The organism is Methanoregula sp. PtaB.Bin085 (assembly GCF_002067035.1).
Taxonomy (GTDB): Archaea; Halobacteriota; Methanomicrobia; order Methanomicrobiales; family Methanospirillaceae; genus Methanoregula.
The window spans coordinates 39,580-63,920 of sequence record NZ_MVQB01000028.1 but is presented as its reverse complement, the minus strand read 5'-3'; the positions used below and the strand labels follow the sequence as shown (position 1 = coordinate 63,920).

Sequence of the window (24,341 nt, the reverse complement as noted above, 5' to 3'; positions counted from 1 at the left end):
GGATCAGGCCTCGCTGTACAGGACATCAAACTCCGAGACGAGGTTGCTGCCGCACAGGTAGAATTTTTTCAGGTTGAGCCGGATCATCTGGTCTTCGGTATCGATGTGCATTCCGCCGACCAGCGATGGTGTGTCGGACCCCCCTACGATGAACGGCAGGTGGATGAGCCGGATCTCGTCAACGAGGCGATCGTGCAGCATGTGCCAGTTCAGGGTTGGCCCGCCCTCGATCATCAGTTTCTTTACACCAAATTTCTCTTTGAGGATCTTCATGAGGAGCGGGAGTTCGACATGCTTTTTACCGGCAACGATGACGTGAGCCCCCTTCTTGTGTATCGCCTCGACGCGGTCCTTTGGTGCCGCTTCGCAGACAGCGATCGCGGTCGGGGCATCGTTCTTCAGGACGTTCGCATCGAGCGGAAGGTCCGCCATGCTGCACGGGATGACCCGGAGCGGGTTTTTCCCCTTGACATACCTGACAGTGAGAAACGAGTTGTCGATGCGGATGGTATTGGCGCCGACCATGATGGCATCGTATTCGGCCCGGGTTTCATGGAGCAGCAGCTCGGTCTCGTGCGCCATGTATTTCATCAGGATCTTGGAGGAAGCCCCTTTTTTCAGGGTGAGTTTCCCGTCTGCTGTGATCTCCGACATCATCAGGACATGCGGCCGGTCGGTTTTCTGTGTCATTGCCACTCTTCTCTCCGGTATCATTGTGTGGGGGATATAAATAAAGTGATGATAGCGGAAGTCAGCATCAGTCAGATTCGCGGGCAAGCCCGAAAAAGGCAACTATTAATGGATCGTGTGCCCATGAATTGAGTTATGAATATTACTGCACTCCGGCCGAGGTTCGTGAAGTACCTTGAGCCGGTGGCAGAGGTTTTTGTCCGGCTGGGGATCACCCCCAACCAGATCTCGCTCCTCGCCCTGGTTGCCGGCGGTGCCTGCGCCTTTCTGTTCTTCCGGCGCGAGTTCCTGCTCGGAAGCCTGGCACTTTTTGTCTCGGCAGTCTTCGACCTGATCGATGGAAGTGTTGCACGGAAGACCAATGCCCACACGGATTTTGGCGCGGTCTTCGACTGGATTGTCGACAAGTATGTCGATGCGATTGCGCTTCTCGGGATCGGCCTTTCCGGTATTGCGGTTGTCAGCCAGTTCGTGGCAGTTCCCCCGGGCACGGATTTTGCCATCGTGACCATCGCGATCATCGGCTCGCTGATGAACACCTTCATCAAACCGGTGGTCTATGCGGAGATCGGGTACCGGGAAAAAGTAGAGGGCAAGATTGACGATCCCCTGGAGGGGGTTGGATTCTTCGGCCGGCCGGAGACATTCCTGGTCCTGATCATCGGCGGGATCTCCGGTTTTATCTGGGCTGCAGTCATCATCATCGCGGTCTGCACGAACCTGTCCGCGATCCAGCGGATTATCTATCTTTACCGAACGCTTTCCTGACCTCACAGGAGTACATCCGGTAGAGGTCGTCGGCAAAACTCCCCAGTTTCGGGATGACAAAGAACAGGCCGTACGCGATGAACACCAGGATGACAAGGGCGGTGAGCTCCATGATCACGTTATGCGCCCAGAAGAAACTCTCGTACCCGGCTTCGCCGTTCCCTGCGATCTCCGGCCAGTACGGGAACCACTGCTCTGTGTATGCCATGATGACAAAAGCATTCCTGAGCAGGTTGAGGAAGTATATTGTCGGGGCAACGATCAGGAAGGCCAGGATCTTCTGCCGCGTATTGGTCGGCACAGCTGCGGCAACCCCGAGCAGGATTGCGATGCTCTGGATGCCGGTACACCCGAGAATGATCTCGACCCGGTAATTATTCCGTGTGATGATATTCCAGTCGGCGAGACTGACGCTGAAGTGGAGCATGTCGAGTATCCAGACGACCTGGCCGACAACAAGGCTTATGAGCCAGTTGCCGACCTCCGGGATATACCCGAACGGGGCGTAGATGATGAATGCAACTGCGGCAGCACGCGATAGGTGGAATGCCCGGTCATCGTCTATCAGGAGATATTTCGCCGTGATATACAGGAAAGGGACCGAAAGCGCTGCCATGAGCGGGTACAGGAAATTGTTCTCTTTAAAATATTCATCGAGATTTGCAAAGAGGGCAAGAACGATGAATATCCAGCCGGCAATGGCCGCATACTTCCTGTGGCGACCGGGTACCAGAAACAGGAGGAATCCAATACAGGATAAGAGAACCAGGTACTCGATCATTACTGAATTATTCGGCGGATACCCAAAAAAGGATTCCGAACGAAACAGTCCCCGGACACGTGCCGCAAACGGATGTACCGGGCCGCGGGGGCACCTGTGGTGTTTCTATGCGGAAAACACGGCATCTCCCCGCATACAAGAGGCTTAATCTTGTATCATTACCTATGGTACAGAGATGTTTTGTCCTGAATGCAAGACCATGCTGACATCCTCTGCAGGTCAGCTCAAATGCCGGAAATGCGGGTATATCCGCAAGATTGAAAAGGAAGACCAGATGAAGGTGCAGAAAAAACGGGTGGAAAAAGAGATCATGATCGTGGATGATGAGGAGGAAAAGATCAAGACAATGCCCACTATCCAGATCAAATGCCCGAAATGCGAGAACAACCTTGCGTTCTGGTGGCTCCGGCAGCTGCGGGCTGCGGATGAGAGCGAGGTGCGGTTCTTCCGTTGCACGGAGTGCGGGCACACCTGGCGCCAGTATGATTAATCCACGCACAGTTCTTTTTTCCTGTCCGTCAGCCGCTGTTCCCCCGGCATGATCTGTCCGGAAAGGAAATCATAATCCTTAATTTCCATCACTCATTATTAATAGTGTTAAATCGGGGTTTTCCATGGCAGAGAATTTTGACGTCAAACTCACCGAGAAGTACTACACGCCCGATCCCTCCTACCGGAAGAACAGCTGGCTGGGGGATTACCAGACGGCATACGATGAATTCCTCCGGGATCCTGATGCGTTCTGGGACCGGGTTGCAAAAGAACTGCACTGGTTCTCGCCGTACTCGAAAGTGAAGGAATGGAATTACCCGTACGCACGCTGGTTCATCGATGGCAGGATGAACATCACGTACAACTGTCTCGACCGCAATGTCCAGAATGCCCGCCGGAACAAGGTTGCCCTCATCTGGAAAGGGGAGGATGACACGGAACGGATCTTCACCTACCGCCAGCTCCTCCGGGAAGTGATGCGGGTTGCAAACGGTCTGAAAAAACTGGGGGTGAAGAAGGGAGACCGGGTCTGCATCTACATGCCGATGGTTCCCGAGCAGATCATATCGATGCTCGCCTGCGCCCGGATCGGGGCCGTTCACAGCGTCGTGTTCGGTGGTTTTGGTGCGGCGGCACTCCACAGCCGCATCGCGGGTGCCGAGGCAAAGGTCGTGATCACGGCGGACGTCACGTACCGGCGCGGGAAGTCCATCCCGCTCAAGCATATCATCGAGGAAGCCATCATCAATGCCCCGAGCGTTGAACACGTTGTCGTCCTCCGCAGGGATCTTGAACAGCCGGTCGAGATCCACAAGGAGATGGAGATCGATTTCCAGGATATGATCCGGGATATAACACCGGACTGCGAACCCGAGGACATGGATGCCGAGGATCCGCTCTTCATTCTCTATACAAGCGGCTCAACGGGTGCCCCCAAAGGCATTGTCCACACCTGCGGCGGGTACATGGTCGGTACGTATTACACTACGAAAAATGTGTTCGACCTCAAGGACAATGATGTCTACTGGTGCACTGCCGATCCCGGCTGGATCACCGGGCATTCCTATGTTGTGTACGGACCTCTCTCCCTGGGTGCAACGATCATCATTACGGAAGGAACGCCGGATTACCCGGATCCGGGTGCGTACTGGCGGATGATTGAAGAGTTCGGTGTCACGATCTTCTACACTGCCCCGACAGCAATCCGCATGTTCATGAAACTCGGCGAGCAGTGGCCGGGAAAATATAATCTCAGTACCCTGCGCATTCTCGGATCGGTCGGGGAACCCCTCAATCCCGAGGCATTCGAATGGTATTACCGTGTCATCGGAAAAAATCAGTGTCCCATTGTCGATACGTGGTGGCAGACCGAGACCGGCATGCACATGGTAACGACCATGATCGGTGAACGCATGTACCCGGGTTTTGCCGGTAAAGCGATCCCGGGGGTCGTTGCCGACGTTGTGGATAAGAACGGGAAATCGGTTCCTTTCGGAACCGGTGGCTTCCTCGCGATCCGGGAACCCTGGCCCTCGATGCTGCGCACGGTGTATAAGGATGACGAGCGCTATCGGAAATACTGGAACACGATCCCGAACTGTTACGCTGTCGGCGACCTTGCGGTGAAGAACAAGGAGGGGTATATCATGGTCCTTGGACGGTCCGACGATCTCATCGTGGTTGCCGGCCATAACATCGGGACGGCCGAGGTCGAGAGCGCACTGGTATCGCACAAAGCCGTTGCTGAAGCTGCAGTCATCGGCAAACCGGATGAGGTGAAGGGGAACATCATCAAGGCGTTTGTCATTCTCCGGCTCGGGCATTCTGCAAGCGAGAAACTGAAAAACGAGCTCCTGTACCATGTCAGGATAACCCTGGGCCCGATTGCGATGCCCTCGGAGATCGAGTTTGTGACAAGCCTTCCCAAGACCCGCAGCGGCAAGATCATGCGGCGGGTCCTGAAAGCAAAAGAGATGGGCATGGATCCCGGTGACGTCTCGACCCTTGACGAATAATTTTTTCTCTTGAAGGACAACGGCCGCTGAGGCATCCGGATGCTGTGGACTCAAAAAAAATCCGGCCGGAATTGCGCCACGGGCCGTACCATGTGGAATATGGCCGGAATAATAGAACGATGCTTTTTTATATCCTCCTCTCCCTTCTTTATATAGTTTATAAATTAAAACCCTGCAAAAGATCTTAAAAAAACCACACAACAAGGTGATTTGTTCACATGAAGGTCAGGCCAGAGGACTCCCTCAAGATCGAAAACATCGTTGCCTCCGCAAAGGTGACCGATTATCTGGATCTCCCGGTCCTTGCATCAAACATCAAGGATGCAGAATACAACAAGAAACGGTTTCCCGGCGTCGTGCTCCGGATGCAGGATCCGAAGATTGCAGCCCTGGTATTCGGATCCGGAAAAGTTGTTTTGACCGGCGCCAAGAGTATCGACAGCCTGAGCAAGGGGCTGAATATCCTTGGCGGGCTGCTGCGCAAGCAGGGTATTGATATCCCGAAGATACTGGAATACAAGATCCAGAATATTGTCACGTCAGCGGATCTTGCAACAGCAATCAATCTCAACAAGATCGCAGTAGGTTTCAACCTCGACCGGATCGAATACGAGCCGGAACAGTTCCCCGGTCTCGTCTACCGCCTTGACAATCCCAAGGTTGTGGTACTGCTCTTTGGTTCCGGAAAACTGATCATTACCGGAGGCAAAGAGCCGGAAGATGCCAAGAAGGCAGTTGTCAAGATCCTGTCTGATCTCCGCAGCCTTGGCCTGATGTAATCCTTTTTCCAAAAATTGTGTACTTTTTATTTTGTTCAACCGTTCTGTAATTTTTCAGACATCTTTTGCCCATATCCGCAAAATGTTGTATTTAAATCCATCGAGCATTGCCTAACAATAACAGAGCCTATATATCTTTGAAAGGATAATTAGTGATGTACAGTTTGCTGAAAATATTGTGGATGTGAGTGTATGAGAACGGAGAATGTAATGTATTTTACCGAGAAAGAAGAGGAGTTCGCGAATCTTCTTATCGAGATTGGAACGAAGCGGAATGTGGCAAAAGTACTGGTTTTCCTGGCAAACACCCCGGAAGCCACTTCGCGAGCCATTGAGCGCGGCACCGACCTCCGCCAGCCGGAAGTCAGTATTGCGATGCGGTACCTGATCGATCAGGACTGGATTACCAGCCGCGAGAGCAAGGCAGAGAGCAAGGGACGCCCGGTCAAGATCTACGAACTCGCAAAACCGATCCACGAGATCATGGACAGCATCGAGAAAGAGAAGAAGAAAGAGGCGAACAACCAGCTCGCCCTTGTGCAGAAATTACGCGAATATATCCGCTGAAGAGAGTATCTTCACTTTTTTGGGACCGCCGACAATCACGGTGGTCTTCTTTACCAATCCTGTGAACAGTCCGCTTTCGAGAACCCCGGGGATTGCTGCAAGCGCCGTTTCCAGCTTCTCCGGGTAACGGATTATGCTGAACCTGCAGTCAACGATGAAATTGCCATTGTCCGTAATGACCGGCCCGTCTTTTTTTACAGCCTCGCGGAGGACGGGTTCGCATCCGAGTCTGCGGAGCTCGTGCATGACCGGTATGACAGCAAACGGGAGGACCTCGACAGGCACTGCAGCCGCGCCCAGTTTTTTTACCATCTTCTGTTCATCAACAACAACGATGAAGCGCTTCGCTGCTGCCGCCACGCATTTTTCCCGCAGGTGGGCAGCCCCGCGTCCCTTGATGAGCCGGAGTTTCGGATCGACCTCGTCTGCACCGTCAATCGCAATGTCGATTTCCGGTTTGTCATCAAGGGTGGTCAGCGGAATGTGTGCCGCTTTTGCCCGGAGTGCGGTCTGGAAGGATGTCGGAATACCGGAAATTTCCAGGCCGCCCCTGATCCGTTCCGAGAGCCGTTCGATGGTATAATACACGGTCGAACCGGTGCCAAGCCCGACAACCATCCCGTCCTCCACCATCTCCGCGGCCCGGTAACCGGCTGCACGCTTTGCCTGTCCGGGATCTTCTGCTTTCTTCTCCATTACCGGGATATTTTCTGCCCGCGATTAATTAAGACTGGTGATCTGTCTGTAAAAAAAGACAATACAGGGAGCACAGGATCTTTACAAAAAGACCTTTCTGGTATCCTCGCATGCTTTGTAAGAAGTGCAGTCAAGAGTAATTGGCGTGACAGAGATGTTGCCTTTCCTGATGGCATGGACATCGGTCCCCTCCTCCGCATCCTCGACGAGCGGTCCGTTGATCCAGAAATAGGGGCGCCCCCTTGGATCGAGGCGTTTCTCGACTCCGGTATGGAAGAGCTTGTGGGCGAGCCTGGTGACTTCGTATCCCCCTTTGACGTGAGACGGGATATTGACGTTGATGACATCGGTGTCCGGGCAGAATCCCTGTGCCAGGACGCGCTCCACGACATCGCGCACGATCGTTTTTGCAGCATCGAAATTCTGGGCATGGTACCGGGGATCATCGAACTTATCCCCCTGGTCCTCGACCTGCAGGCTGAAGGCGATGGCCTTCGTGCCCTGGTTGGAGGCTTCGAGCGCAGCCCCGACGGTGCCGGAGGTCATGATCGACTCGGTTGAGAGATTTTCGCCGATATTGATTCCGCTCACGACAAGCGTCGGGTTCAGCCTGAGGGAATACAATCCGATGATGACCGCATCGGTAGGTTTTCCCGCCACCGCCCATGCGTTCTCCCCGTTTATGACCACCTGTGATGCCCTGAGTGGCTCAAAGATGGAGATCGATCTGCCAACTGCGCTCTGCTGGGTAGCGGGGGCAACAACCGTTACGTCTGCGATGGGTTTCAGCGCTTCAAATGCGGCCCAGAGCCCGATAGAGCTTACGCCGTCATCGTTGGTCAGCAGGATCGATGGCTTCATGTTCACTATCTGTTACACGTTTCCCCCCAATAAATCACCGATCGGATAGGGTAATTTTCCATGGCAGCATACATGGATCCGGATGAAGGTACTGCTCGCGGAATACACGACAGCGCATGATCCGGTGCTCGCCCACGAGGGGAGGGCGATGCTCGGTGTGCTGAGGGGAAGTTTCGAACGGTGCGGGTATGAGGTTGTTCTCCCCGGCGACGGGGATTTTGGCAGTGAGATTGAACGGCTGGCTCCTTCCTGTGACATGGGGCTTGTCATAGCTCCCGATCATCTTCTCTCGAAGTACACCATGATTCTCGAACAGCACACGCACAACCTTGGCTGCGGGTTCATGACCGTTGCGCTCTGCGCCAATAAGGTGAAAACCCGGAATGTCCTCCGGCAGCACAACATTCCCGTTCCGGGGGAACCGGGAGCAGGAAAGCGGGTGATCAAACCGGTGAAAGGCTGCGGCTCCCTCGGTGTCCGGTTCGCTGACGGCAACCCGGGCAAAGATGAGTTCGCTGAGGAATATGTCGATGGCGAGCATCTCTCGGTCAGTATCGTTGCCAACCGGGTGATTGGCGATGCATGCCAGTACTTCACCGGAAAACCCCCGGTTGTCCTTGCAGTCAACCGGCAGGATATCCGGATCGATCCTGACGGACACTTCCGCTATTGCGGCGGCGAGACGCCGGTGCATCCGGCCCGGGAGGACAAGATCATTGCGATCGCACTCAAAACTGCAGAAGTCCTTGGCTGTCAGGGGTATTGTGGTGTCGATATTGTAGCGGGCGACCGGATCTGTGTCATTGAGGTCAACCCCCGCATCACGACAAGTCTCGTGGGCATTGCGGCATGCATGAAAGAAGAGATAGCCGATATACTGGTGTCTGCATCAAAAGGCCAGGGCCCCGATCGTGTTCATCTCAGCGGCAGGGTCAGGTTCAACAAGGACGGGGCGGTAACCCGCGTATGATCGGGATCGACGTTGGCGGGGCAAACCTCAAGGTGGTCGACGATACCGGTGTTCACATCCACTACTGCCCGCTCTGGGAGGGGGCTCCTATACCGGAGCTGCTCGTGTCCTATGCAGCGGGAACAGGTGATCCTGCATTTGTCGTGATGAGCGGGGAGCTTGCCGATTGTTTTGAGAACAAGCTCCAGGGAATCTCGTTCATTGTTGATGCGGTGAGGAAGGCAATTCCCCGCGCCAGGTTTTACGGTACTGATGCCTGCTTCCATAACCATGCGGTCCCCCAGCTGGCTGCAGCCAACTGGCTGGCCTCCGCCGATTATCTACGGACGCGGTATCCGGATGCCCTGCTCCTGGATATTGGCAGTACAACAGCAGATATCATCCCGCTCGGCCGGTTCGACCGCCTTCTCGGCCTGACCGATACACAACGGCTGCAGGCCGGGTATCTTGTCTATACCGGCATGCTCCGGACGAACGTGGCAACGCTCATCCAGACCGTTGATCTCGCAGGAGTACCTACTCCGGTCAGCAGCGAATATTTCGCAACGAGCGCGGATGCCCACTTGGTCCTCGGGCATATCACGCCTTCGCTCTATACCTGCGACACTCCCGACCGTAAGGAAAAGACCAATGAAGCTGCGTTCCGCCGGCTCGCCCGCGTGGTCTGTGCAGACCTCGACGAGATCGGGATCTCCGGTGCAATGCAGGTGGCCGAACAGTTCTGGAAGGTCCAGCGGGATATTGTCTGCGGCACGGCCCGGCGGGTTTCACAGATATCCGGTGCAAGGGAGATTATCGTTGCCGGGATCGGTGCCCCCCTGTTCTGTGCGGAACTCGGGGGGATCGATCTTACCCGCGAACTCGGGCCGGCAGCGGATGCGCTCCCCGCGTTTGCTGTGCGTGAACTGGGAAAAGCGAATGATCTCTGACAGGGGGCTCACAGATCCGGAGATGCTGTCGTGAAACCATGGAAGATCAGCCTCATACTCTTTGCCGGCTCCCTGGTCCTGACAGGATTCTTCTGGATGTTCGGGCTTCCGTTCTTCTTCCTTTTCCTCTTCATCCCGCTGATCCCGCTGTTCACCGGGTCCCGGCAGAGACGGCGATGCCCGGTCTGCGGGTGGGAAACCTCCGGCAGCGAACGCTTCTGTCCGTATGATGCGTCCCAGCTTGAAGATTCCGCCTGTGGTGAAACCGGAAAAGGATAGAAAGGATCCGGGGTATTTTCGAATTTTTCAGCAGACTCTCGGAACGGGATCGCCCATCGGGGGCTCGATGAACCGCTCGCCGCCTATCGAGGTCTCCATGATAACGTGAGAGCCTTTTGTCACGGTACCAATAATCGCAGCGTCCTTCCCGTACTTGTGCGAATGGAGGGCATCGAGGATTGCACTGGCGGAGGACGCCGGCACTCCCATGACAACCTTTCCCTCGTTTGCCACTTCGAGGGGATCGATGCCGAGCATACCGGCAGCACTCCGGACGTTTTTCCGGATCGGTATCTTCTCTTCCTGGACCCGGACACAGACCCCGCTTTTCCGTGCCATCTCGTTGATGGTGCTGGCAAAACCCCCCCTCGTAGGATCCTTCATGGCATGGACCGTGCCGGCGTCGAGCACTTTCTCGACCATCCCCCAGAGCGGCGAAACGTCCGATTTGATCTGTTCCCCGAGGTCGAATCCCTCGCGGTGGGCCATGATGGCAAGACCGTGATCCCCCAGCGTGCCGGAGACGATGATGACATCGCCGGGAACAAGCCCGTTGTCGCGGACGATAGTCTTTGCAACCCCGATACCGGCTGTGTTGATGACGATCCCGTCCAGAGCACCCCGCTCCATCACCTTTGTGTCTCCGGTGACAAGGTTCGCTCCCGCCTCGCCCAGCGCCTCGTCCATGGATGCAACGATCCGTGCAAGATCGTCTGTTTCAAACCCTTCTTCAATGATCATGCCGCAGGAGAGTGCGACAGGTTTCCCCCCCATCATCGCAAGGTCATTGATAGTGCCACAGACCGAGATCCTGCCGATATCCCCGCCTGGAAAAAAGATGGGCCGGATAATATGTGAATCCGTTGTGAAGACAAGGTTTTCACCCCTGAACGGGATTACCGCGCCATCGTCAAGGGCCTCCAGCCCTATACCGCCGGCGTTATTGTGCCGTACCTTCGTGAGGATCCGGAGGAGTTCCCCCATGACTTCGCCCCCGGCCCCGTGCATCATGTTCACTTTCATCTAATCATCCACCTCAATCTCAACGTTGGTGACAACGATCTCCCGGCCCTTCACCAGTTCTGGTAATGCGCCGCATTTCGGGCAAACATAGATTTCAGATCCTGAATAGCCGCAGGGGCATTTCGTCTGGGGATCCGTTTCATTGCATTCGAGAACAGCATCCTTAAAAAGGGGGTCCTCCTCCTTGATGGTATTGAACAGGAACACAACCTGTTCCGGGTTGACCATTGCCATCTTTCCGACTTCTACATTGATCTTCTTTACGTTCTTTGCATGGTGCTCGAGGGCAGCAGTCCGTGCTGTTGCATACAGGTCATACGCGATGGTGTACTCGTGCATTCAGTTTTCCATCGCGGTAAAGACTTCCCTGAACAGTTCCCGGGTCTCCAGCCCCTCCTCTCGTGAGAGGCGCTGGATGGCAAAACCGACGTGGACAAGGACAAATTCGCCGACTTTCACGTCCACAAGATCCAGCCGTACTTCCTGGCGGAGTTCCCCGTAATCGACAACCCCGATGTTTCCCTCTTTAATCTCGATGACTTCAGCCGGGACTGCAACGCACATAATCTGCCCTCACGTTCCTGACAGGCAATGTTGGCGCTTGGAACAGATAAAAACAATGATGATGAACGGAATTGGCCGGATTGCAGGACTGTCGGGATCTGCCGGATGCCTGTATCAACCCCGATTCACCGCATCTGCAACCCCGTTACTTTCACCGTGCCCATTCCATGTCTTTATACCTCCGGCCTGCAGGTATTCTGTATGAATCAAAAGAACATCGCGATTGCCGGTCTTGCCGGCGGAACGCTCCTCTTCGTCCTCCTTTTTGGCCTGAACGTGATCATGAACCAGATCATTCCCTTCGATATCGCCCGATTCCCCGGCATGCGCTCCATGGAAGACCCGGTCATGCTGCTCTTTTTTGTATACCCCTTTGTTGTTGCGGTTGCTGCGGCATATCTCTTTGATATCCTTTCCCCGGTTCTCTCCGGATCTGTCATGCAGAAAGGCGTGTCATTCGGGGTCATCCTGCTTGTCATCATTGCCATACCCTCGAACTTCGCCATGTATACCTCCATGGACTGGCCGGTTTCGTTCTATATCGGCAACATGATCTGGGCTGTCACCGGTTTTCTCTCGGCAGGAATCCTGTTTGCACGGATTTGGAATGTATAAAGCGTGGCAGTTTTTTTGGAAAAGGAACAACGCCGGGGAAGGGAGACCGAATAGGTGGTACCTAATCCCCCCGATTTTAAGGCTAAATTGAGCGTTTTTTGGTAAGCGCGCGGATTTCTAATTTTTTTTGAATCATATGTGGAGCTCGGCCGCATTGTGTATTTTTTGTATTCTACAATAACTCCGAGCGAGAATCGCTTGATTCATTCCCCATTGACATCTGCGATCTCAAATGAAAAAATATTTTATTCAATAGACTTATTTTGCATAACTTGAGAATTTAGATAAATTACATTAAGGGTTGCATTTTTTTCATGGATGCTGATGATTATCAACAGGAAGGAGAAACCCTCTACAGTCTCGGGCGGTATCAAGAGGCGGTTGATGCTTTTAATCAAGTATTATTACTTGAACCAAATTCGGCTCAGGCATGGTATGGGAAGGGACTTGCTCTTCAGAATCTCAATAAGTTTCAAGAAGCGTTTGATTCCTATGAACAGGCATTATCAAACGATTCTGAGTTTGCGGCCCCCTGGATTGGAAAAGGAATGGTTTTCCTAATTTTTGGTAAATATGGAGATGGGGTTGATGCTTTTGATAAGGCAATATCATTGGATCCCGAAGACGTAACAGCATGGAATGGAAGAGCGGTCGCATTTAACCTCCTTGGAAAATTTCCCGAAGCAATCAATGCATACAATCAAGCAATAACACTCGCTCCAGATAATGCTTCACTTTGGAATAAAAAAGCCGAAACGATGGAAAGTCTCGGAATTCTTCAGGACGCTCTTGACTCATATAACAAAGCACTATCTCTTGATCCCTGCAATGCCGCAGCATATCATGGAATCGGCCATGTATTGTGTGAATTGTCTCGATATGATGATGCTTTAGCGATCTATGAAAAAGCATTGTCTATCGATCCAAATGATATTCAATCATGGGATGGGCAAGGGATTGCTTTTCATATGCTCGGTAAGTTCGATGAAGCTATAGAAGCCTTCGATCATGCTTTAACAATTGATTCTGATAATTCAGGAGTATGGTGTCATAAAGGGTCCACATTCTATGAACTTGGCAAGAATCAACAGGCATTGAATGCTTATGACCGAGCTCTCTCAATCGATCAAAATAATCCTTCTATTTGGAATAATAAAGGGGCTGCACTTGAAAAAATCGGAATAACTCAGGAAGCACTCCTTTGCTATGATAGGGCGTTATCAATTGACCCGAATTATACCTTGGCACGAAACAACCGAGAGATTGCCCTTGAAAATCTGAATAAAAACCGGGATGCTTTTTCGTGGTACCAAAAGGGGAAAGACTATTATTCATCGGGCGATTTTAAAAATGCGGAACTTGCTTTCGAAAAATCCTTATCCGCGAACCCAGAAAATTCCGATGCTTGGCATCTGCGGGGGAAATCATTAGTATTACAATTAAACTTCGAAGAAGGGATGAAATCTTTTGAAAATGCAGTAAAGACTGATCCTAATAATAAAGAAGCAAAAAAATCTTTGATATCAGCATCAGACAGTCGGGATCGCCTGAATAGATCTATTGAACTGGTTGAACAAGTATTAGACAAACCCGTTTCTAAAAAAGATCCAGCATCCGCGTTATCGTTAGACGAAAAAAGAAGAATAATGTTGAACTGTCTGGAGAGCATTGGGACTGGATCGGTGGAGAACTGCTATGGTGAAGAATTGGATGATTCTTACCAATCAAAAACCGTTGAATGGGATTACTCAATCCTATTGCGATCATCATTAGATCAAGAGAAATCTCATTCAGATGGAGATTTGAAAAATATTTCAGATGCTCAAACCTCATTTGATAATGGTTTAACATATGAAATTTTAGGATATCATCGAGAAGCGATTCAGTCTATCAACAATGGATTGAAATTATTTTCGAACGACGAGAATGCCTTAAATAATAAAGCAGTTGCTCTCGGAAAAATCGGAGATATTTCTGAAGCAAAAACGATACTTGATAAGGTCATCTCAATTCATCCTACGAAAATTGAGTGTCTCTTGAATTACTGTTGGATCTTAAATCAATACAAAAAATATGATGAAATCCAGATTGTATGTGACCAAATTCTGAATTTTGAACCTGATAATGAGAACGCCAAAAAAATTAAACGAATTTCAAGAAAAAACGCATCGATTAAACAATAAAATGCAACACTATGATAAAAAAGAGCGTTCGGCACTTCGCTGAAAAAGAGGAAAAATTTCTTGGCCTCCTGATAGATGCGTGTGTTCCAAAGAACGTTGGAAAAATTATCATTTTTCTTTCAAAAAAAACCGATGCAACAGTGAACGATTTTAGTCGTGGAATCGATCTTCGACAATCGGATGCTAGCAGAGCAGTCAACTATATGATTGAACAAGGGTGGCTACGGAGTATCCAAATTCCGATGGAAGAAAAGCCATATTGGTTTAAAAAATATGAACATGCAATGCCGTTGACAGAAATTATTGAGAGCATCGAAAAGGATAATCGGAATGAAGCTTGCGATCAGATAAAATTGGTCAGAAAAATCCGTGATTCCTTTAAATGACATTTCCGATTATTGACATTATGGATTTTTTCCTTAAAGAATCACAGGTTTTTTATCCTTAAAGCTTGTCAATCATACGTGGAAGAGAAACATGAAGAAGATTCTTGTTGTTGTAGTGGTTTTCCTTATCGTTTTTTTAACAGGATGTGTTGGTGATAATGAAAAAACTAAAACACCAGATCCCATCCCTACTACAGACCTGACCACAGTCCCTACTTCTTCACCCACAATCATTCAAACGACAACAATAACACAAACGACAATCGCTCCAACGAGTTCCTCAGCTATCAGAGAAAATATTTCATTTCCTGATTTCAAAAGATCTGACCAGATTAAAGGAAATTGGAGTCTTGAGGCCAGGGATTCATGGAGTATATATCAAATTAATAACGATTCAAAGCATAGTTTCTCCTTAACTATCAGACCAAAATACGACGAAGGCGACTACCACATAACATATCTAAGTGGGGTTATCATCCCAACATCGACTGATACATTTCAGATGATACTCCGTTGGGATCCGTCAAAAACTGGAACTCAGAATGACGCGATGCAGGATCTCGCTCAATTTATCTGGCATTATGATAGCAAAACGGGGGACTTAGTTGCCGATACGGGAGATCGCTTGAAGTACCACGAAGAAATAAATCTTAAGGATTTTGAACCGATCTATATACCGAGAACCACACCAATAGAATATAGATACTATTTGACCGAATCACCACGATACTGATGCCACTAGAAGATCTATCATCTTTTTATTAGTGTTATTCATTTTCCGTGGCCAAATGCAAAGGCAATCTCCGCCCACGCTTTGTCAACAAGACCACGATAGAATGAGACATCTATCGTACTTTCGCACCATGAAGGTTCGACCTGATATCTTCGAGCATCTTTCACCACGTACTGTATTTTCATACCTGGGGCGATCTCAACACCCTGCTGTTTGTACGCTTCTACTGCAGCACCTTCCAGACACCGGTGAGAATACTGCAATTTGCTGATCCTCCGGGATATGGCCAATGTTTTCGGATCGGCAGTTGGCAACGACTCAATTGTTTCCAGGTACATTCTTTCCAGGTCTGGTTTTTGTCTTTCAAGCTCTTGGATGGTCCTGGCTCTGGCCATACAGTTCATCTTTCCGGTCAGGTATGACAATCCCGGCGTGTTTGGCCATTTCCGCATCAATGTCGCCAGCGGTTAGGTGGGCGTAGGCTTTGAACATCTCGGAATCCACGGATCCCCACATCATCATTTTTATCATTGACTCCTTGACTCCATCGTTGATCAAATGGGTGATCCGGCTGTGTCGCAGGAGATGGGGCGTGATGTGTTTTTGTATTCCAGCGCGGCGGGCAATTTTCTCGAATTGTTTTGTGACGCCCCGGTACTGGAGTTGCTGGTGTCGTCCCGCGGTCAGGAAGACATAACCATCATCCGCCATCGGTAGGGGGTAGTCATTTCTCCATTGCGCAAGATATTGGCGCGACATCACCAGGGGGATGTAACGGGGCTTCCCCGTCTTGCAGTCAACGTTGATTGCGACGTTCCAGTCGGAAAATTTTACCTGGTTCCATCTCAGGGACCCGAGTTCACCAATCCGGAACCCCCCTTCGTACAGGACACTGATGAATGCTCGGTCGCGGGAATTGCGGCATGCGGCAATCATGTTGAAAACATCCTGCTTGGACACGAGCATCTCCGCAGTTTTTGTCATCAGCGGTGCAGTAGGAACACGGATCTTGTTGATTTTCCGCTCCTCGATTGACGTATACTCGTTCTCATTCAGCCAGAGGTAAAATCGTTTCAGGAACCCGATATAGTCGGCAAGTGTATTCTTCGCATACCGGGGGTTCCCATTCGCATCCCGGGCCATCTGGATCTTGTTTATCCCTGCGTGCAGGTCTCCGATGGCATTCTGCCTGAATTCTCCGATGAATTCCCGCCAGTGGACCAGAATGTAGCTGTATTTGTACAGTCTTTTGACGGTGATATTGTGCGTTGCCTGAACTTCGGCAAAGTATTCTCGGAGGAGTGTCAGGTCGTCATCGGTGATGCCTGGAAGCATCACATGGGTTTTTTTTGTCGGGATCCCGTTGCGAGCCCGGTGCAGAATCGTTTCGATGTATTCGGCATGAGTTTCGTCGGGTTTATGAAAACGGTTCAAAGGTGTTGTGATAGAGGCGTTCGTTGGCATCTGTTAAAGGGGTGAGATTAACCCCTATTTAAATAAATGTCAGAATTAGGTACCGTCTGTGTTTACGCCGGGGAAGAGATTTGAACTCTTGAGGTGCAGGGCACCAGTAGCTTTCAAGGCTACCGCCTTCCCGGACTAGACTACCCCGGCAGTGCTGCATATGTTGGATCTGCGATATAAAAAAGGCTTCTTTGGCAGGTGTATCCGTAAAACAGGTTTTCTGTCGTCGGCAAACTATCTGCGGAGGAACAGGGCAGCGGCGAGAGCTGCAAGCCCGGCCAATGGCGTCAGCGACAGGGCCGGTAATCCCCCGGATGCCCGGGACGATGCGGTTGCAAAGGGAGCTGGTTTCGTCGGGCTTACGGAAACGGATTCCGCATTCTCTGCATAAAGATACACCTCGCCCTGCACGGCCGGGTCATTGGGATAGACGCTGACAAAAACCGTGCTTCCCGTTCCGGTGAATGCGGCTTTTTCAGGATTCCGGGCATCCTGGTTATTCTCACGGTGCAGGACGCCGTTGTCATCAGAGTATTCGATAACCCAGTCAGCCGACGATGATGTGTACAGCATCACCGGCCCGGGTATCGTTTTTACTGAAAAGAATGCCGGGGTGTTTTGAGAAGATACAGTATGTGCGGATACGACCTTGCGGGACGCAGCGGCCTCGGACAGGGTCGGGACCGGCGTCTGCGGGCCCTCTGCAATAAGTACACGGGTCCCGATGAATCCTTTTGCATCCGTAAAGCTGACTTCGTATTTCCCGGGAACACGGATCGGTACATTCGTGGAAAACGAACCTTCGGAATCGGTATTCACAAACTGCGGGCCGAAAACTACTGATCCATCGGGGCCGACGATCTCTACCTGGACACCGGAATTTTCGTCACCCTCGATTGTGCCGGCGATGACAAGCGTTCCGTTAAATTCCTGGGTTGTATCGGAATCCATGCGGATCTCATCAGAACGGTCAACAATCCGGACAAGCCGCATTGTTACAGAATCCCCCATGCCGTTGACCGGAACCTCGACCTTGTAGGTCCCGGTTGTCAGGCCCGTCGTATCGAAAACGACCTTGAAGGTCTTATCCGGCTTGATGCTGACAACCTGTCGCTTGATCTCTGTTGTCGTCGTCAGCTGGTAATACAGGACCACGTCCACCGACATCCCCGGGGGAAATGTTGTCACGCCGGACACGACGAGAGGTTTTCCTACCGTGAGAGTCTCCGGGGCATCGATATTCACCTGGTAGGCAAGGGTGATTGCCGGCAAAAAGAGCAGTCCTATCACCAGCAGGACGATCTTTTTCATCTATATCAGATCAACTAATAGGATGTTAATGATTTCTGAACGGCCGGAAAAACCCCTTGCGTCGTGGCGGGGGAAGGAGCGGTATGAAAACGAACTGCTCGAATGCCTGACGGTTATTTTCAAAAGCGGCGGCTGCTCGTGGTCCGGCTGCCGCATGTGCAGTTACCGTCACGAGCGGTACAGGGCGGAGTCCTGCGATGCCCTTCTTGGCCGTCTCCGGGCACAGCTCGCCTGGGTGATGAACGAGTATGACACCGGGTCCTTCCGGATGGTCAAGATCTTCACCTCGGGGAGTTTTTTCGATCCGCAGGAAGTCCCCCCGGCATTTCTCGCCGATGTTGCGACGGCATTCCGCGGAAAACTCGTCATCGCCGAGACCCGCCCGGAATTCATCCGGGAGGAGACGCTTGCGCCGTTCATAGAAATCCTGGATGACGGCAGCTGGAAAAAACCCCTGTATTGCGCCATGGGCCTTGAGACAAGCAGTGATGCAATCAGGGAGAAGTGCATCAACAAGGGCTTCACCTTCCGGGATTTCCGGGATGCTGCGGGGCGTGCCCGCACAGCAGGAGCCGGTGTAAAAGCGTATCTGCTCTTCAAGCCGCTCTTTTTATCCGAACGGGAGGCGGTCGACGATATGAAATCGTCCTTTGCCGACACAGTCCCCCTTGCCGACATGATCTCGATGAATCCCTGCACGGTCCAGAAGAATACCGAACTCGAGTATTACTGGAAACGGGGGGCATACCGGCCACCCTATCTCTGGAGCGTGCTTGCACTCCTCGAAGCGGCACCGGTCCACGTCACCTGCGATCCGCTTGGTGGCGGGCAGAAGCGCGGTCCGCACAACTGCGGTACCTGCGATTACGAGATCGTCAAAGGGATCCGGGATTACTCCCTGAACGGCGATCGCGACCTTATCGGTGCCCTGCTCGACATCTCCTGCCGGTGCAGGCAGGAATGGGAATTCGTGCTCGAGAATGAAAAACCGTACTGCATGCCGCTGACGCGGTAATACCAGGTTGCAGCTCTGTAGTAAATCTTATTTTGGGAAATGAAGCCCGCCTCTTGCGCCACCAGTCCCCGGTCAGGGAACGGGGCGTATTGCGATAGTGAAAAACTACGTTTCTCTTGAGTTCGCGAAAACCTGCAGATATGCTATCGAAATGCTGGGGTGGCTACAGTTGCGGGGGGAGGGTTCGCGGAGCCCCACGAGCGTGGAGCTAATATTGTCTCCAGAGCAGGTTTTTTTTATTTTTTCTGCTGGCCGCTCTGGATCTCAAGCTGGCGGGTGAGGAGGGGCAGGAATGTCCCGGCATCGGAAACGATGCCAATCGCCTGCGTTGTGCCGCGGTCCATCAGCTTGGTCAGGTGGGCGGGATTGATATCGACACAGACCGTCTTCACGTTCGAGGGAAGGCAGTTGCCGACCGCGATGGAGTGGAGGAGGGTTGCGATCATCAGCACCATGCTGCACCCGTCGATATGTTTGCGCATCTCGTCCTGCGCCTGCATCACGTCGACAATAACGTCCGGCAGCGGGCCGTCGTCGCGTATGGAACCGGCAAGGACGAACGGGATGTTCTTCTTTATGCATTCGTACATGATCCCTCCCTTGACAACGCCCTTGTCCACTGCATTTTTAATCGATCCGGCCCGCATGATCTCGCTGATGGCATAGAGGTGGTGCTTGTGGCCCCCCATCACGGTGTTGCCGGTGGCGATGTCCATCCCAAGCGAGGTTCCGTAGAGGTTGTACTCGATGTCGTGGGTCGCGAGGGCGTTTCCGGCAAAGAGGACATCGATATACCCGTTCCGTATCATGGACGCGAGTGCCTTATCGGCACCGGTGTGAATGATGGCCGGGCCTCCGACAACGGCAATCCTGCCGCCCTTCTTCCGCACCTCGAGGATCTCCTTGGCGATCTTGGCGATCAGGGTCTCGCTGGGGCGTTCAGGCGATACCGTCCCGTGCATGAACTCGAACGTGCTCTGCTCCCGGGGACGTTCGGGGTAGATGACGCTCACACCCTGTTCACCGACAACCACAAGGTCTCCTTTCCGTATCTTTCCGAGTGCCCGGGCCGTTGCCGTCTTTTTTGCCGGGTCGACGACAACCAGGAAATCCATTTCGATCCCCGAGACATCGATCCATTCGCCGCCGACCTTGACCTGGGTCGGGTGGTTGGAGGTGGTATAGAAACCCTTGGGAACAACCCGGTCGGCCTCAGCGGCGACAAGGTGGACGTCCTTGACTTCAACCGGGCGGGCGCCGAGTCGGTGGACTTCCGAGAGGATTGAACGCAGTTTCTCCTTGCCTGATGCATTGATCCGGAGCCGGGCATAACTCGGGTCGGTCTTCTTCTTGCCGATATCGAAGACAAGGATCTCGAAGTTCCCGCCCATGTCCATGACCCGGTCGAAGAGCTGGGTCATGATCCCCGAGTCTATTATATGACCGCGCAGCTCTATCTCCTGCGATTCTCCCATAATACCCGGATATTGGCGAGCAACCTTAATATGCGTTACCTCGGAAAACGACGGAATTGCCAGTATTTTCCGGCTATCCGGACAAAACGGGATGGAATGGGAATTCTGCGATTTCTGGAACCATCTCAGCGTGCAGGTTCTGCCGAGATAATCGCCACGGCCCGGGCAAGGTCCGCCGGTGTATTGACATTCAGGGCCAGCCGGGGCTCGTCAAGCAGGAGTGCATACTCTTCCTGCCCCGAACCGATATGGTCTCCCCGGAGGATATTCACGCCCGCAGGGCAGGATTCGATCCCGCCGACCAGTTCCCTGTACGGCATACCTCCCCGGCAGGATTGTACCAGGCCTGCGGGGATCCATGTCGACAGGGCATCCATCCCGCATTCGCTATAAGTCTTCATGATCGTGCTGATAATGTCCGGCCCGATGCAGGGAATATCAGAAACGCTGACAATGAGAGGCTGATCCTCATCCAGGTACCGGGCAGCGCTGACCATGTCTTCGATATATCCGCAGCCCTCCGTCCGGACGATCGCGATGCCGTGAGCCCGGCACCAGTTGGCGGTCATGGTGGTTTTTGGGGAAATAACGACAACCGGCTCGCACCCGGCCTTGCGGAACGCATCGACGACGAAGGATATCATCGGCCTGCCGCAGATAAGCGTGAGCGGTTTCTCCCCCCTGCCAAGACGGCTTCCTTCGCCGCCTGCCATGATCAACGCACGCATGAACCCAGCACCTCCAAAAGTTGCGTGTTCTCCTCCGGTTTCCGTACCGCGATACGGATGCAGGTCGGGAGCCCGAATGACGTACAATCCCGGACAAGGATATTCTTATGTGCGAGTTTTTCACAGAGCGGGGCAACATCCCTGCCATAGTCAGCGAGAATGAAATTCGCGGATGACGCAGTACATGACAGGCCGAGACCCGTCATGCCGGAAGTCAGCCGTTGTCGTTCCTGTTCTATCTTTCTGCGGGAACCGGCCAGGTCCTCAAGGTGCAGAAGAGCTTCCATGGCAAAAGCTTCCGCATACGCGTTGACGCACCAGGGGGACCGGGCGGTCTCGATCTTCTCCACGAGATCGCGGTCCCCGAACCCGAACCCGAAACGGATGCCGGGGACTGCGAATGATTTTGTCAGTGAATGGAGAACGAAGAGGTTTGGGTCCCGGACGTCCGCGAGGCTCTCGGCATCATCCGCGAGCGCGATGAAGGCTTCGTCGCAGAAAAGTATTCCGTCCTGTTGTTTTGTGGCTGTGAGCAGTTCAAGCAGTTCTGCCCGGCGCTGAAGCGTACCGGTCGGGTTGTTCGGATTACAGACAAAACGGACGGTAGTTTTCTCCGGTTTTTCCGTACGACGTGCGCCGGCCAGGCTGGCTGAAAGCTCGTACTCTCCAAAGGTCGGTGTATCAGTGAAGAACCGCGATCCCTTTGTACGACCCAGTGCGACAGAACAGAATACCCGGATGATCTCGATAGAGCCGTTGCCAACGCAAATCTCCTCAGGATCCCGTGAGAAAACAGATCCAATCCGTTCCTTGAGTGCCGAATAATTGTCATCAGGGTATGCAGACAGGTCGGCGGTATCGCAATGCCAGTCGATCTCTGGGGGGAACGGGTTCACGCTCGCGCTGAAATCCAGCACGTTTTTTTGGGTTTTTTCACGCTGCAGCTTTCCTGTTCCTCCGTGAATCACTTTTTTCGGAAAGCCAACAGCCATGAAAATCCGCTCTTTTTCTCAAATATTTGGTTTAACAGTCATAAATGCGTTGTGCGGTGTGCCGTACCTGCAAAGAAGAAAGTTTTTATATTCAACTGTGTTATTCTGTTTTATCTGGTTAAGTCAGACACGGAAAATCTCTTTGTCTGACATATGTATGACATAAGCCAGACATGTGTCAGAAATGTGAGAAAAATGATGCAAAGGATCACGCTCCGGTTACCCGAACAGCAGATCAACATGCTCCAGCAGCTGGTTGATTCAGGGGAGTATCCCAATGTCTCCGAGGCTGTGAGGGCAGCAGTGCGCGACCTCGTTGAAAAACGTGCCAGCCGTGTCCTGAAGGAAAGCGACCAGGTTTCATTCAAGGTTTGAGAGGGTAGAAAGAAATGCAGAGCATTATCAACGACGCTTTAAAAAACGCCGAGCTTGAGAAAGAGATGACCAAGCCCGGCACCACCAATGCTGCCGAAGACGATTTCGTGGGACAGCCGCGTATCGTCATCATCGGCTGCGGAGGCGCAGGCAACAACACCGTGAACCGTATCCACCACATGGGTGTATCCGGTGCAGAGACGATCGCGATCAACACGGACAAGCAGCACCTGGACATGATCCAGGCCGACAAGCGCATCCTGATCGGCAAGTCCCTGACCAAGGGTCTCGGCGCAGGCGGGTATCCCGATGTCGGTAAGCGTGCAGCCGAGATGGCCCGGCCGACCCTTGAAGCAATTCTTGAATCGGCAGACCTGGTCTTCATCACGGCAGGTATGGGAGGAGGTACCGGTACCGGTTCCGCACCCGTTGTAGCACAGATCGCAAAGGAACAGGGCGCCATTGTCGTCGGCATGGTCAGCTACCCGTTCCAGGTTGAAAAGGCCCGCCTGATCCGTGCAGAGGAAGGTCTCGAAGCACTCGCATCCGCAGCCGACTCCGTGATCGTCCTCGATAACAACCGGCTGAAGAACTTCGTGCCGAACCTCCCGCTCGGCCAGGCGTTTTCCGTCATGGACCAGCTGATCGGTGAAACCGTCAAGGGAATCTCCGAGACCATCACCGAGCCCTCGCTCATCAACATCGACTACGCCGATGTCCGGGCAATCATGTCCAAGGGAGGCGTTGCCGTTATGCTCGTCGGTGAGAGCAAGCAGCAGAACAAGGCAGAGAGCGTTGTCCGCGAATGCTTAAGCAACCCGATGCTTGACATCGACTACCGCGGCGCAACCGGCAGCCTGATCCACATCACCGGTGGCACGGACCTCACCCTGCAGGACGCAGAGGAGATCGCAACCTCGCTCACGTACGAGCTTGATCCCCACGCAGATGTCATCTGGGGCGCCCGTGTCAGGACCGACATGGAAGGCAAGGTACGTGTTCTGGCAATCATGACCGGTGTCAAGAGCGCGCAGATCCTCGGAACCCGCCAGTCCTACAAGACGGTCATCTCCGAGATGGAGAACAAGCGCGCCAACCCCAAGGCAGTCGAGATGCCGGTGTCCAAGCGCAGCGGCGGCAGGGACCAGCCCAGTGGCGGCGGCGTCCTTGAATGGGTCGGATAAACACCGAAAACCACGAATAAAAATATCGCAACCCAACAGGAATCATCAGGGAACAGTTGGTAAGCCCAACCACCAACTTCCTTTTTGCCCGGTTTTTCATTTCATCCGTTCCGGAGGGTTTGTTTTTCGATCGCGTTTTCCGCCTTCGGCGAAATCATTAATACGCTCCCCTGCCTCTAATATATAGTACATTCGGCCAATCCTTTGCCGGGTGGTCACGGCCACACGCCCCGGAGCGGGCAGGCCTGGTATCGGGAGTTGAACATCATGAACAGAGTGTTGAACAAAGACTTCGGTGCGAAGTCTTGCAATAATTCTCCACTGATTGCCTTTTCTGATGTTTTCCATCCTGCATGCTGCATGCAGAACTGTCCTGTGAACGGGACGGAAGGATCTGTTCGTGGATCCTCCCGATACCTCGCAGGCGCATTTCCTGCGCACCCCGCAAAGGAGAATCTGGTGAGGA

General features: G+C 52.6%; 28 protein-coding genes and 1 tRNA gene. 15 read left to right on the top strand and 14 right to left on the bottom strand.

The annotated features are described in order from the left end of the window. Positions 1 to 3: 3 nt before the first annotated feature. Positions 4 to 690, bottom strand: coding sequence for a dihydrofolate reductase family protein (locus A4E33_RS07295; RefSeq protein ID WP_292347032.1), 687 nt, complete (start codon positions 688 to 690; stop codon positions 4 to 6). Positions 691 to 825: 135 nt separating this feature from the next. Here A4E33_RS07295 and A4E33_RS07290 point away from each other — a divergent pair, with 135 nt between their 5' ends. Then, positions 826 to 1,458, top strand: a complete 633-nt coding sequence (locus tag A4E33_RS07290) for a CDP-alcohol phosphatidyltransferase family protein (protein ID WP_292347031.1) — start codon at positions 826 to 828, stop codon at positions 1,456 to 1,458. Here the strand turns inward: A4E33_RS07290 and artA are convergent. Beyond that, positions 1,430 to 2,239, bottom strand: a complete 810-nt coding sequence (artA, locus tag A4E33_RS07285) for an archaeosortase A (protein WP_292347030.1) — start codon at positions 2,237 to 2,239, stop codon at positions 1,430 to 1,432. The genes A4E33_RS07290 and artA overlap by 29 nt on opposite strands. Before the next feature lie 175 nt (positions 2,240 to 2,414). Here artA and A4E33_RS07280 point away from each other — a divergent pair, with 175 nt between their 5' ends. From A4E33_RS07280 to A4E33_RS07265, 4 genes are all read left to right on the top strand, one after another. Next, positions 2,415 to 2,729 (top strand): transcription factor S, encoded by a 315-nt coding sequence (locus A4E33_RS07280; protein WP_292347029.1) that lies wholly within the window; start codon positions 2,415 to 2,417, stop codon positions 2,727 to 2,729. 124 nt (positions 2,730 to 2,853) lie between these two features. Then, positions 2,854 to 4,746: an acetate--CoA ligase gene (gene acs / locus A4E33_RS07275; protein WP_292347028.1), complete on the top strand. Its 1,893-nt coding sequence runs from the start codon at positions 2,854 to 2,856 to the stop codon at positions 4,744 to 4,746. Positions 4,747 to 4,964: 218 nt separating this feature from the next. Beyond that, positions 4,965 to 5,525 carry a TATA-box-binding protein gene (locus tag A4E33_RS07270; protein ID WP_292347027.1) on the top strand — a complete coding sequence of 187 codons (561 nt, stop codon included), beginning with the start codon at positions 4,965 to 4,967 and terminating at the stop codon, positions 5,523 to 5,525. Positions 5,526 to 5,717: 192 nt separating this feature from the next. After that, entirely contained in the window at positions 5,718 to 6,092 is a 375-nt protein-coding gene (locus tag A4E33_RS07265; protein ID WP_292347026.1) for a MarR family transcriptional regulator, read from the top strand. Here the strand turns inward: A4E33_RS07265 and rpiA are convergent. Together rpiA and surE are read right to left on the bottom strand one after the other, a co-directional pair. Continuing rightward, positions 6,072 to 6,788: a ribose 5-phosphate isomerase A gene (gene rpiA, locus A4E33_RS07260; protein ID WP_292347025.1), complete on the bottom strand. Its 717-nt coding sequence runs from the start codon at positions 6,786 to 6,788 to the stop codon at positions 6,072 to 6,074. The two genes, A4E33_RS07265 and rpiA, sit on opposite strands and share 21 nt — an antisense overlap. Before the next feature lie 81 nt (positions 6,789 to 6,869). Beyond that, positions 6,870 to 7,649: a 5'/3'-nucleotidase SurE gene (gene surE, locus A4E33_RS07255; RefSeq protein WP_292347024.1), complete on the bottom strand. Its 780-nt coding sequence runs from the start codon at positions 7,647 to 7,649 to the stop codon at positions 6,870 to 6,872. Between the two features lie 82 nt (positions 7,650 to 7,731). On the opposite strand from surE, the gene A4E33_RS07250 reads away from it, so the two are divergent. From A4E33_RS07250 to A4E33_RS07240, 3 genes are read left to right on the top strand one after another with little or no spacing between them, the layout of a single operon-like run. Further along, positions 7,732 to 8,619, top strand: coding sequence for an ATP-grasp domain-containing protein (locus tag A4E33_RS07250; protein ID WP_292347023.1), 888 nt, complete (start codon positions 7,732 to 7,734; stop codon positions 8,617 to 8,619). Next, positions 8,616 to 9,548: a hydantoinase/oxoprolinase family protein gene (locus tag A4E33_RS07245; protein ID WP_292347022.1), complete on the top strand. Its 933-nt coding sequence runs from the start codon at positions 8,616 to 8,618 to the stop codon at positions 9,546 to 9,548. Before A4E33_RS07250 ends, A4E33_RS07245 begins: the two co-directional genes overlap by 4 nt. Before the next feature lie 30 nt (positions 9,549 to 9,578). Beyond that, complete coding sequence (locus A4E33_RS07240) at positions 9,579 to 9,827, top strand: hypothetical protein (protein WP_292347021.1); 249 nt, start codon at positions 9,579 to 9,581, stop codon at positions 9,825 to 9,827. A 27-nt stretch (positions 9,828 to 9,854) separates the two neighbouring features. Here the strand turns inward: A4E33_RS07240 and hypE are convergent, their stop codons facing one another. The 3 genes from hypE to A4E33_RS07225 are packed head-to-tail and all read right to left on the bottom strand — an operon-like array spanning position 9,855 to position 11,414. Further along, on the bottom strand, positions 9,855 to 10,850 hold the full coding sequence (gene hypE, locus A4E33_RS07235; RefSeq protein ID WP_292347020.1) for a hydrogenase expression/formation protein HypE: 996 nt from the start codon (positions 10,848 to 10,850) through the stop codon (positions 9,855 to 9,857). Next, a complete protein-coding gene (locus tag A4E33_RS07230) occupies positions 10,851 to 11,189 on the bottom strand; it encodes a hydrogenase maturation nickel metallochaperone HypA (RefSeq protein ID WP_292347019.1) in 339 nt (112 codons plus the stop codon). Continuing rightward, entirely contained in the window at positions 11,190 to 11,414 is a 225-nt protein-coding gene (locus tag A4E33_RS07225; protein ID WP_292347018.1) for a HypC/HybG/HupF family hydrogenase formation chaperone, read from the bottom strand. A 201-nt stretch (positions 11,415 to 11,615) separates the two neighbouring features. Here A4E33_RS07225 and A4E33_RS07220 point away from each other — a divergent pair, with 201 nt between their 5' ends. From A4E33_RS07220 to A4E33_RS07205, 4 genes are all read left to right on the top strand, one after another. Beyond that, positions 11,616 to 12,029, top strand: a complete 414-nt coding sequence (locus A4E33_RS07220) for a hypothetical protein (RefSeq protein ID WP_292347017.1) — start codon at positions 11,616 to 11,618, stop codon at positions 12,027 to 12,029. A 314-nt stretch (positions 12,030 to 12,343) separates the two neighbouring features. Further along, a complete protein-coding gene (locus A4E33_RS07215; RefSeq protein WP_292347016.1) occupies positions 12,344 to 14,212 on the top strand; it encodes a tetratricopeptide repeat protein in 1,869 nt (622 codons plus the stop codon). Between the two features lie 11 nt (positions 14,213 to 14,223). Then, positions 14,224 to 14,598 carry an ArsR family transcriptional regulator gene (locus A4E33_RS07210; RefSeq protein ID WP_292347015.1) on the top strand — a complete coding sequence of 125 codons (375 nt, stop codon included), beginning with the start codon at positions 14,224 to 14,226 and terminating at the stop codon, positions 14,596 to 14,598. Between the two features lie 91 nt (positions 14,599 to 14,689). Then, a complete protein-coding gene (locus A4E33_RS07205; RefSeq protein ID WP_292347014.1) occupies positions 14,690 to 15,331 on the top strand; it encodes a hypothetical protein in 642 nt (213 codons plus the stop codon). Positions 15,332 to 15,369: 38 nt separating this feature from the next. Here the strand turns inward: A4E33_RS07205 and A4E33_RS07200 are convergent, their stop codons facing one another. From A4E33_RS07200 to A4E33_RS07185, 4 genes are all read right to left on the bottom strand, one after another. Continuing rightward, positions 15,370 to 15,726, bottom strand: coding sequence for a hypothetical protein (locus tag A4E33_RS07200; protein WP_292347013.1), 357 nt, complete (start codon positions 15,724 to 15,726; stop codon positions 15,370 to 15,372). Continuing rightward, positions 15,695 to 16,666, bottom strand: coding sequence for a tyrosine-type recombinase/integrase (locus A4E33_RS07195; RefSeq protein ID WP_292347012.1), 972 nt, complete (start codon positions 16,664 to 16,666; stop codon positions 15,695 to 15,697). The genes A4E33_RS07200 and A4E33_RS07195 overlap by 32 nt, the downstream gene beginning before the upstream one ends. Positions 16,667 to 16,860: 194 nt before the next feature. Further along, positions 16,861 to 16,945 (bottom strand) — tRNA-Ser (locus tag A4E33_RS07190). A gap of 84 nt (positions 16,946 to 17,029) precedes the next feature. Next, positions 17,030 to 18,106 carry a hypothetical protein gene (locus A4E33_RS07185; protein ID WP_292347011.1) on the bottom strand — a complete coding sequence of 359 codons (1,077 nt, stop codon included), beginning with the start codon at positions 18,104 to 18,106 and terminating at the stop codon, positions 17,030 to 17,032. Between the two features lie 28 nt (positions 18,107 to 18,134). On the opposite strand from A4E33_RS07185, the gene A4E33_RS07180 reads away from it, so the two are divergent. Beyond that, complete coding sequence (locus A4E33_RS07180; RefSeq protein ID WP_292347059.1) at positions 18,135 to 19,121, top strand: archaeosine biosynthesis radical SAM protein RaSEA; 987 nt, start codon at positions 18,135 to 18,137, stop codon at positions 19,119 to 19,121. A gap of 236 nt (positions 19,122 to 19,357) precedes the next feature. Here the strand turns inward: A4E33_RS07180 and A4E33_RS07175 are convergent, their stop codons facing one another. From A4E33_RS07175 to A4E33_RS07165, 3 genes are all read right to left on the bottom strand, one after another. Next, the gene (locus A4E33_RS07175) at positions 19,358 to 20,596 is read right to left on the bottom strand and encodes a TIGR00300 family protein (RefSeq protein ID WP_292347010.1); all 1,239 of its coding nucleotides are present in this window, start codon (positions 20,594 to 20,596) and stop codon (positions 19,358 to 19,360) included. Positions 20,597 to 20,721: 125 nt separating this feature from the next. Further along, entirely contained in the window at positions 20,722 to 21,324 is a 603-nt protein-coding gene (locus A4E33_RS07170; protein ID WP_292347009.1) for an NTP transferase domain-containing protein, read from the bottom strand. Beyond that, positions 21,312 to 22,316, bottom strand: a complete 1,005-nt coding sequence (locus A4E33_RS07165) for a histidinol-phosphate transaminase (protein WP_292347008.1) — start codon at positions 22,314 to 22,316, stop codon at positions 21,312 to 21,314. The genes A4E33_RS07170 and A4E33_RS07165 overlap by 13 nt, the downstream gene beginning before the upstream one ends. Before the next feature lie 195 nt (positions 22,317 to 22,511). Here A4E33_RS07165 and A4E33_RS07160 point away from each other — a divergent pair, with 195 nt between their 5' ends. Together A4E33_RS07160 and ftsZ are read left to right on the top strand one after the other, a co-directional pair. Then, positions 22,512 to 22,691 carry a type II toxin-antitoxin system ParD family antitoxin gene (locus tag A4E33_RS07160; RefSeq protein ID WP_292347007.1) on the top strand — a complete coding sequence of 60 codons (180 nt, stop codon included), beginning with the start codon at positions 22,512 to 22,514 and terminating at the stop codon, positions 22,689 to 22,691. 14 nt (positions 22,692 to 22,705) lie between these two features. Further along, a complete protein-coding gene (gene ftsZ, locus A4E33_RS07155; protein WP_292347006.1) occupies positions 22,706 to 23,875 on the top strand; it encodes a cell division protein FtsZ in 1,170 nt (389 codons plus the stop codon). The last annotated feature ends 466 nt before the right edge of the window (positions 23,876 to 24,341 follow it).

What these genes read in the sequence shown, in the direction of transcription:
- A4E33_RS07295 (WP_292347032.1), bottom strand. Translation starts at nt 690, where the DNA reads ATGACACAGAAAACCGACCGGCCGCATGTCCTGATGATGTCGGAGATC.
- A4E33_RS07290 (WP_292347031.1), top strand. Translation starts at nt 826, where the DNA reads ATGAATATTACTGCACTCCGGCCGAGGTTCGTGAAGTACCTTGAGCCG.
- artA (WP_292347030.1), bottom strand. Translation starts at nt 2,239, where the DNA reads ATGATCGAGTACCTGGTTCTCTTATCCTGTATTGGATTCCTCCTGTTT.
- A4E33_RS07280 (WP_292347029.1), top strand. Translation starts at nt 2,415, where the DNA reads ATGTTTTGTCCTGAATGCAAGACCATGCTGACATCCTCTGCAGGTCAG.
- acs (WP_292347028.1), top strand. Translation starts at nt 2,854, where the DNA reads ATGGCAGAGAATTTTGACGTCAAACTCACCGAGAAGTACTACACGCCC.
- A4E33_RS07270 (WP_292347027.1), top strand. Translation starts at nt 4,965, where the DNA reads ATGAAGGTCAGGCCAGAGGACTCCCTCAAGATCGAAAACATCGTTGCC.
- A4E33_RS07265 (WP_292347026.1), top strand. Translation starts at nt 5,718, where the DNA reads ATGAGAACGGAGAATGTAATGTATTTTACCGAGAAAGAAGAGGAGTTC.
- rpiA (WP_292347025.1), bottom strand. Translation starts at nt 6,788, where the DNA reads ATGGAGAAGAAAGCAGAAGATCCCGGACAGGCAAAGCGTGCAGCCGGT.
- surE (WP_292347024.1), bottom strand. Translation starts at nt 7,649, where the DNA reads ATGAAGCCATCGATCCTGCTGACCAACGATGACGGCGTAAGCTCTATC.
- A4E33_RS07250 (WP_292347023.1), top strand. Translation starts at nt 7,732, where the DNA reads ATGAAGGTACTGCTCGCGGAATACACGACAGCGCATGATCCGGTGCTC.
- A4E33_RS07245 (WP_292347022.1), top strand. Translation starts at nt 8,616, where the DNA reads ATGATCGGGATCGACGTTGGCGGGGCAAACCTCAAGGTGGTCGACGAT.
- hypE (WP_292347020.1), bottom strand. Translation starts at nt 10,850, where the DNA reads ATGAAAGTGAACATGATGCACGGGGCCGGGGGCGAAGTCATGGGGGAA.
- A4E33_RS07230 (WP_292347019.1), bottom strand. Translation starts at nt 11,189, where the DNA reads ATGCACGAGTACACCATCGCGTATGACCTGTATGCAACAGCACGGACT.
- A4E33_RS07225 (WP_292347018.1), bottom strand. Translation starts at nt 11,414, where the DNA reads ATGTGCGTTGCAGTCCCGGCTGAAGTCATCGAGATTAAAGAGGGAAAC.
- A4E33_RS07220 (WP_292347017.1), top strand. Translation starts at nt 11,616, where the DNA reads ATGAATCAAAAGAACATCGCGATTGCCGGTCTTGCCGGCGGAACGCTC.
- A4E33_RS07215 (WP_292347016.1), top strand. Translation starts at nt 12,344, where the DNA reads ATGGATGCTGATGATTATCAACAGGAAGGAGAAACCCTCTACAGTCTC.
- A4E33_RS07210 (WP_292347015.1), top strand. Translation starts at nt 14,224, where the DNA reads ATGATAAAAAAGAGCGTTCGGCACTTCGCTGAAAAAGAGGAAAAATTT.
- A4E33_RS07205 (WP_292347014.1), top strand. Translation starts at nt 14,690, where the DNA reads ATGAAGAAGATTCTTGTTGTTGTAGTGGTTTTCCTTATCGTTTTTTTA.
- A4E33_RS07200 (WP_292347013.1), bottom strand. Translation starts at nt 15,726, where the DNA reads ATGGCCAGAGCCAGGACCATCCAAGAGCTTGAAAGACAAAAACCAGAC.
- A4E33_RS07195 (WP_292347012.1), bottom strand. Translation starts at nt 16,666, where the DNA reads ATGCTTCCAGGCATCACCGATGACGACCTGACACTCCTCCGAGAATAC.
- A4E33_RS07185 (WP_292347011.1), bottom strand. Translation starts at nt 18,106, where the DNA reads ATGAAAAAGATCGTCCTGCTGGTGATAGGACTGCTCTTTTTGCCGGCA.
- A4E33_RS07180 (WP_292347059.1), top strand. Translation starts at nt 18,135, where the DNA reads ATGATTTCTGAACGGCCGGAAAAACCCCTTGCGTCGTGGCGGGGGAAG.
- A4E33_RS07175 (WP_292347010.1), bottom strand. Translation starts at nt 20,596, where the DNA reads ATGGGAGAATCGCAGGAGATAGAGCTGCGCGGTCATATAATAGACTCG.
- A4E33_RS07170 (WP_292347009.1), bottom strand. Translation starts at nt 21,324, where the DNA reads ATGCGTGCGTTGATCATGGCAGGCGGCGAAGGAAGCCGTCTTGGCAGG.
- A4E33_RS07165 (WP_292347008.1), bottom strand. Translation starts at nt 22,316, where the DNA reads ATGGCTGTTGGCTTTCCGAAAAAAGTGATTCACGGAGGAACAGGAAAG.
- A4E33_RS07160 (WP_292347007.1), top strand. Translation starts at nt 22,512, where the DNA reads ATGATGCAAAGGATCACGCTCCGGTTACCCGAACAGCAGATCAACATG.
- ftsZ (WP_292347006.1), top strand. Translation starts at nt 22,706, where the DNA reads ATGCAGAGCATTATCAACGACGCTTTAAAAAACGCCGAGCTTGAGAAA.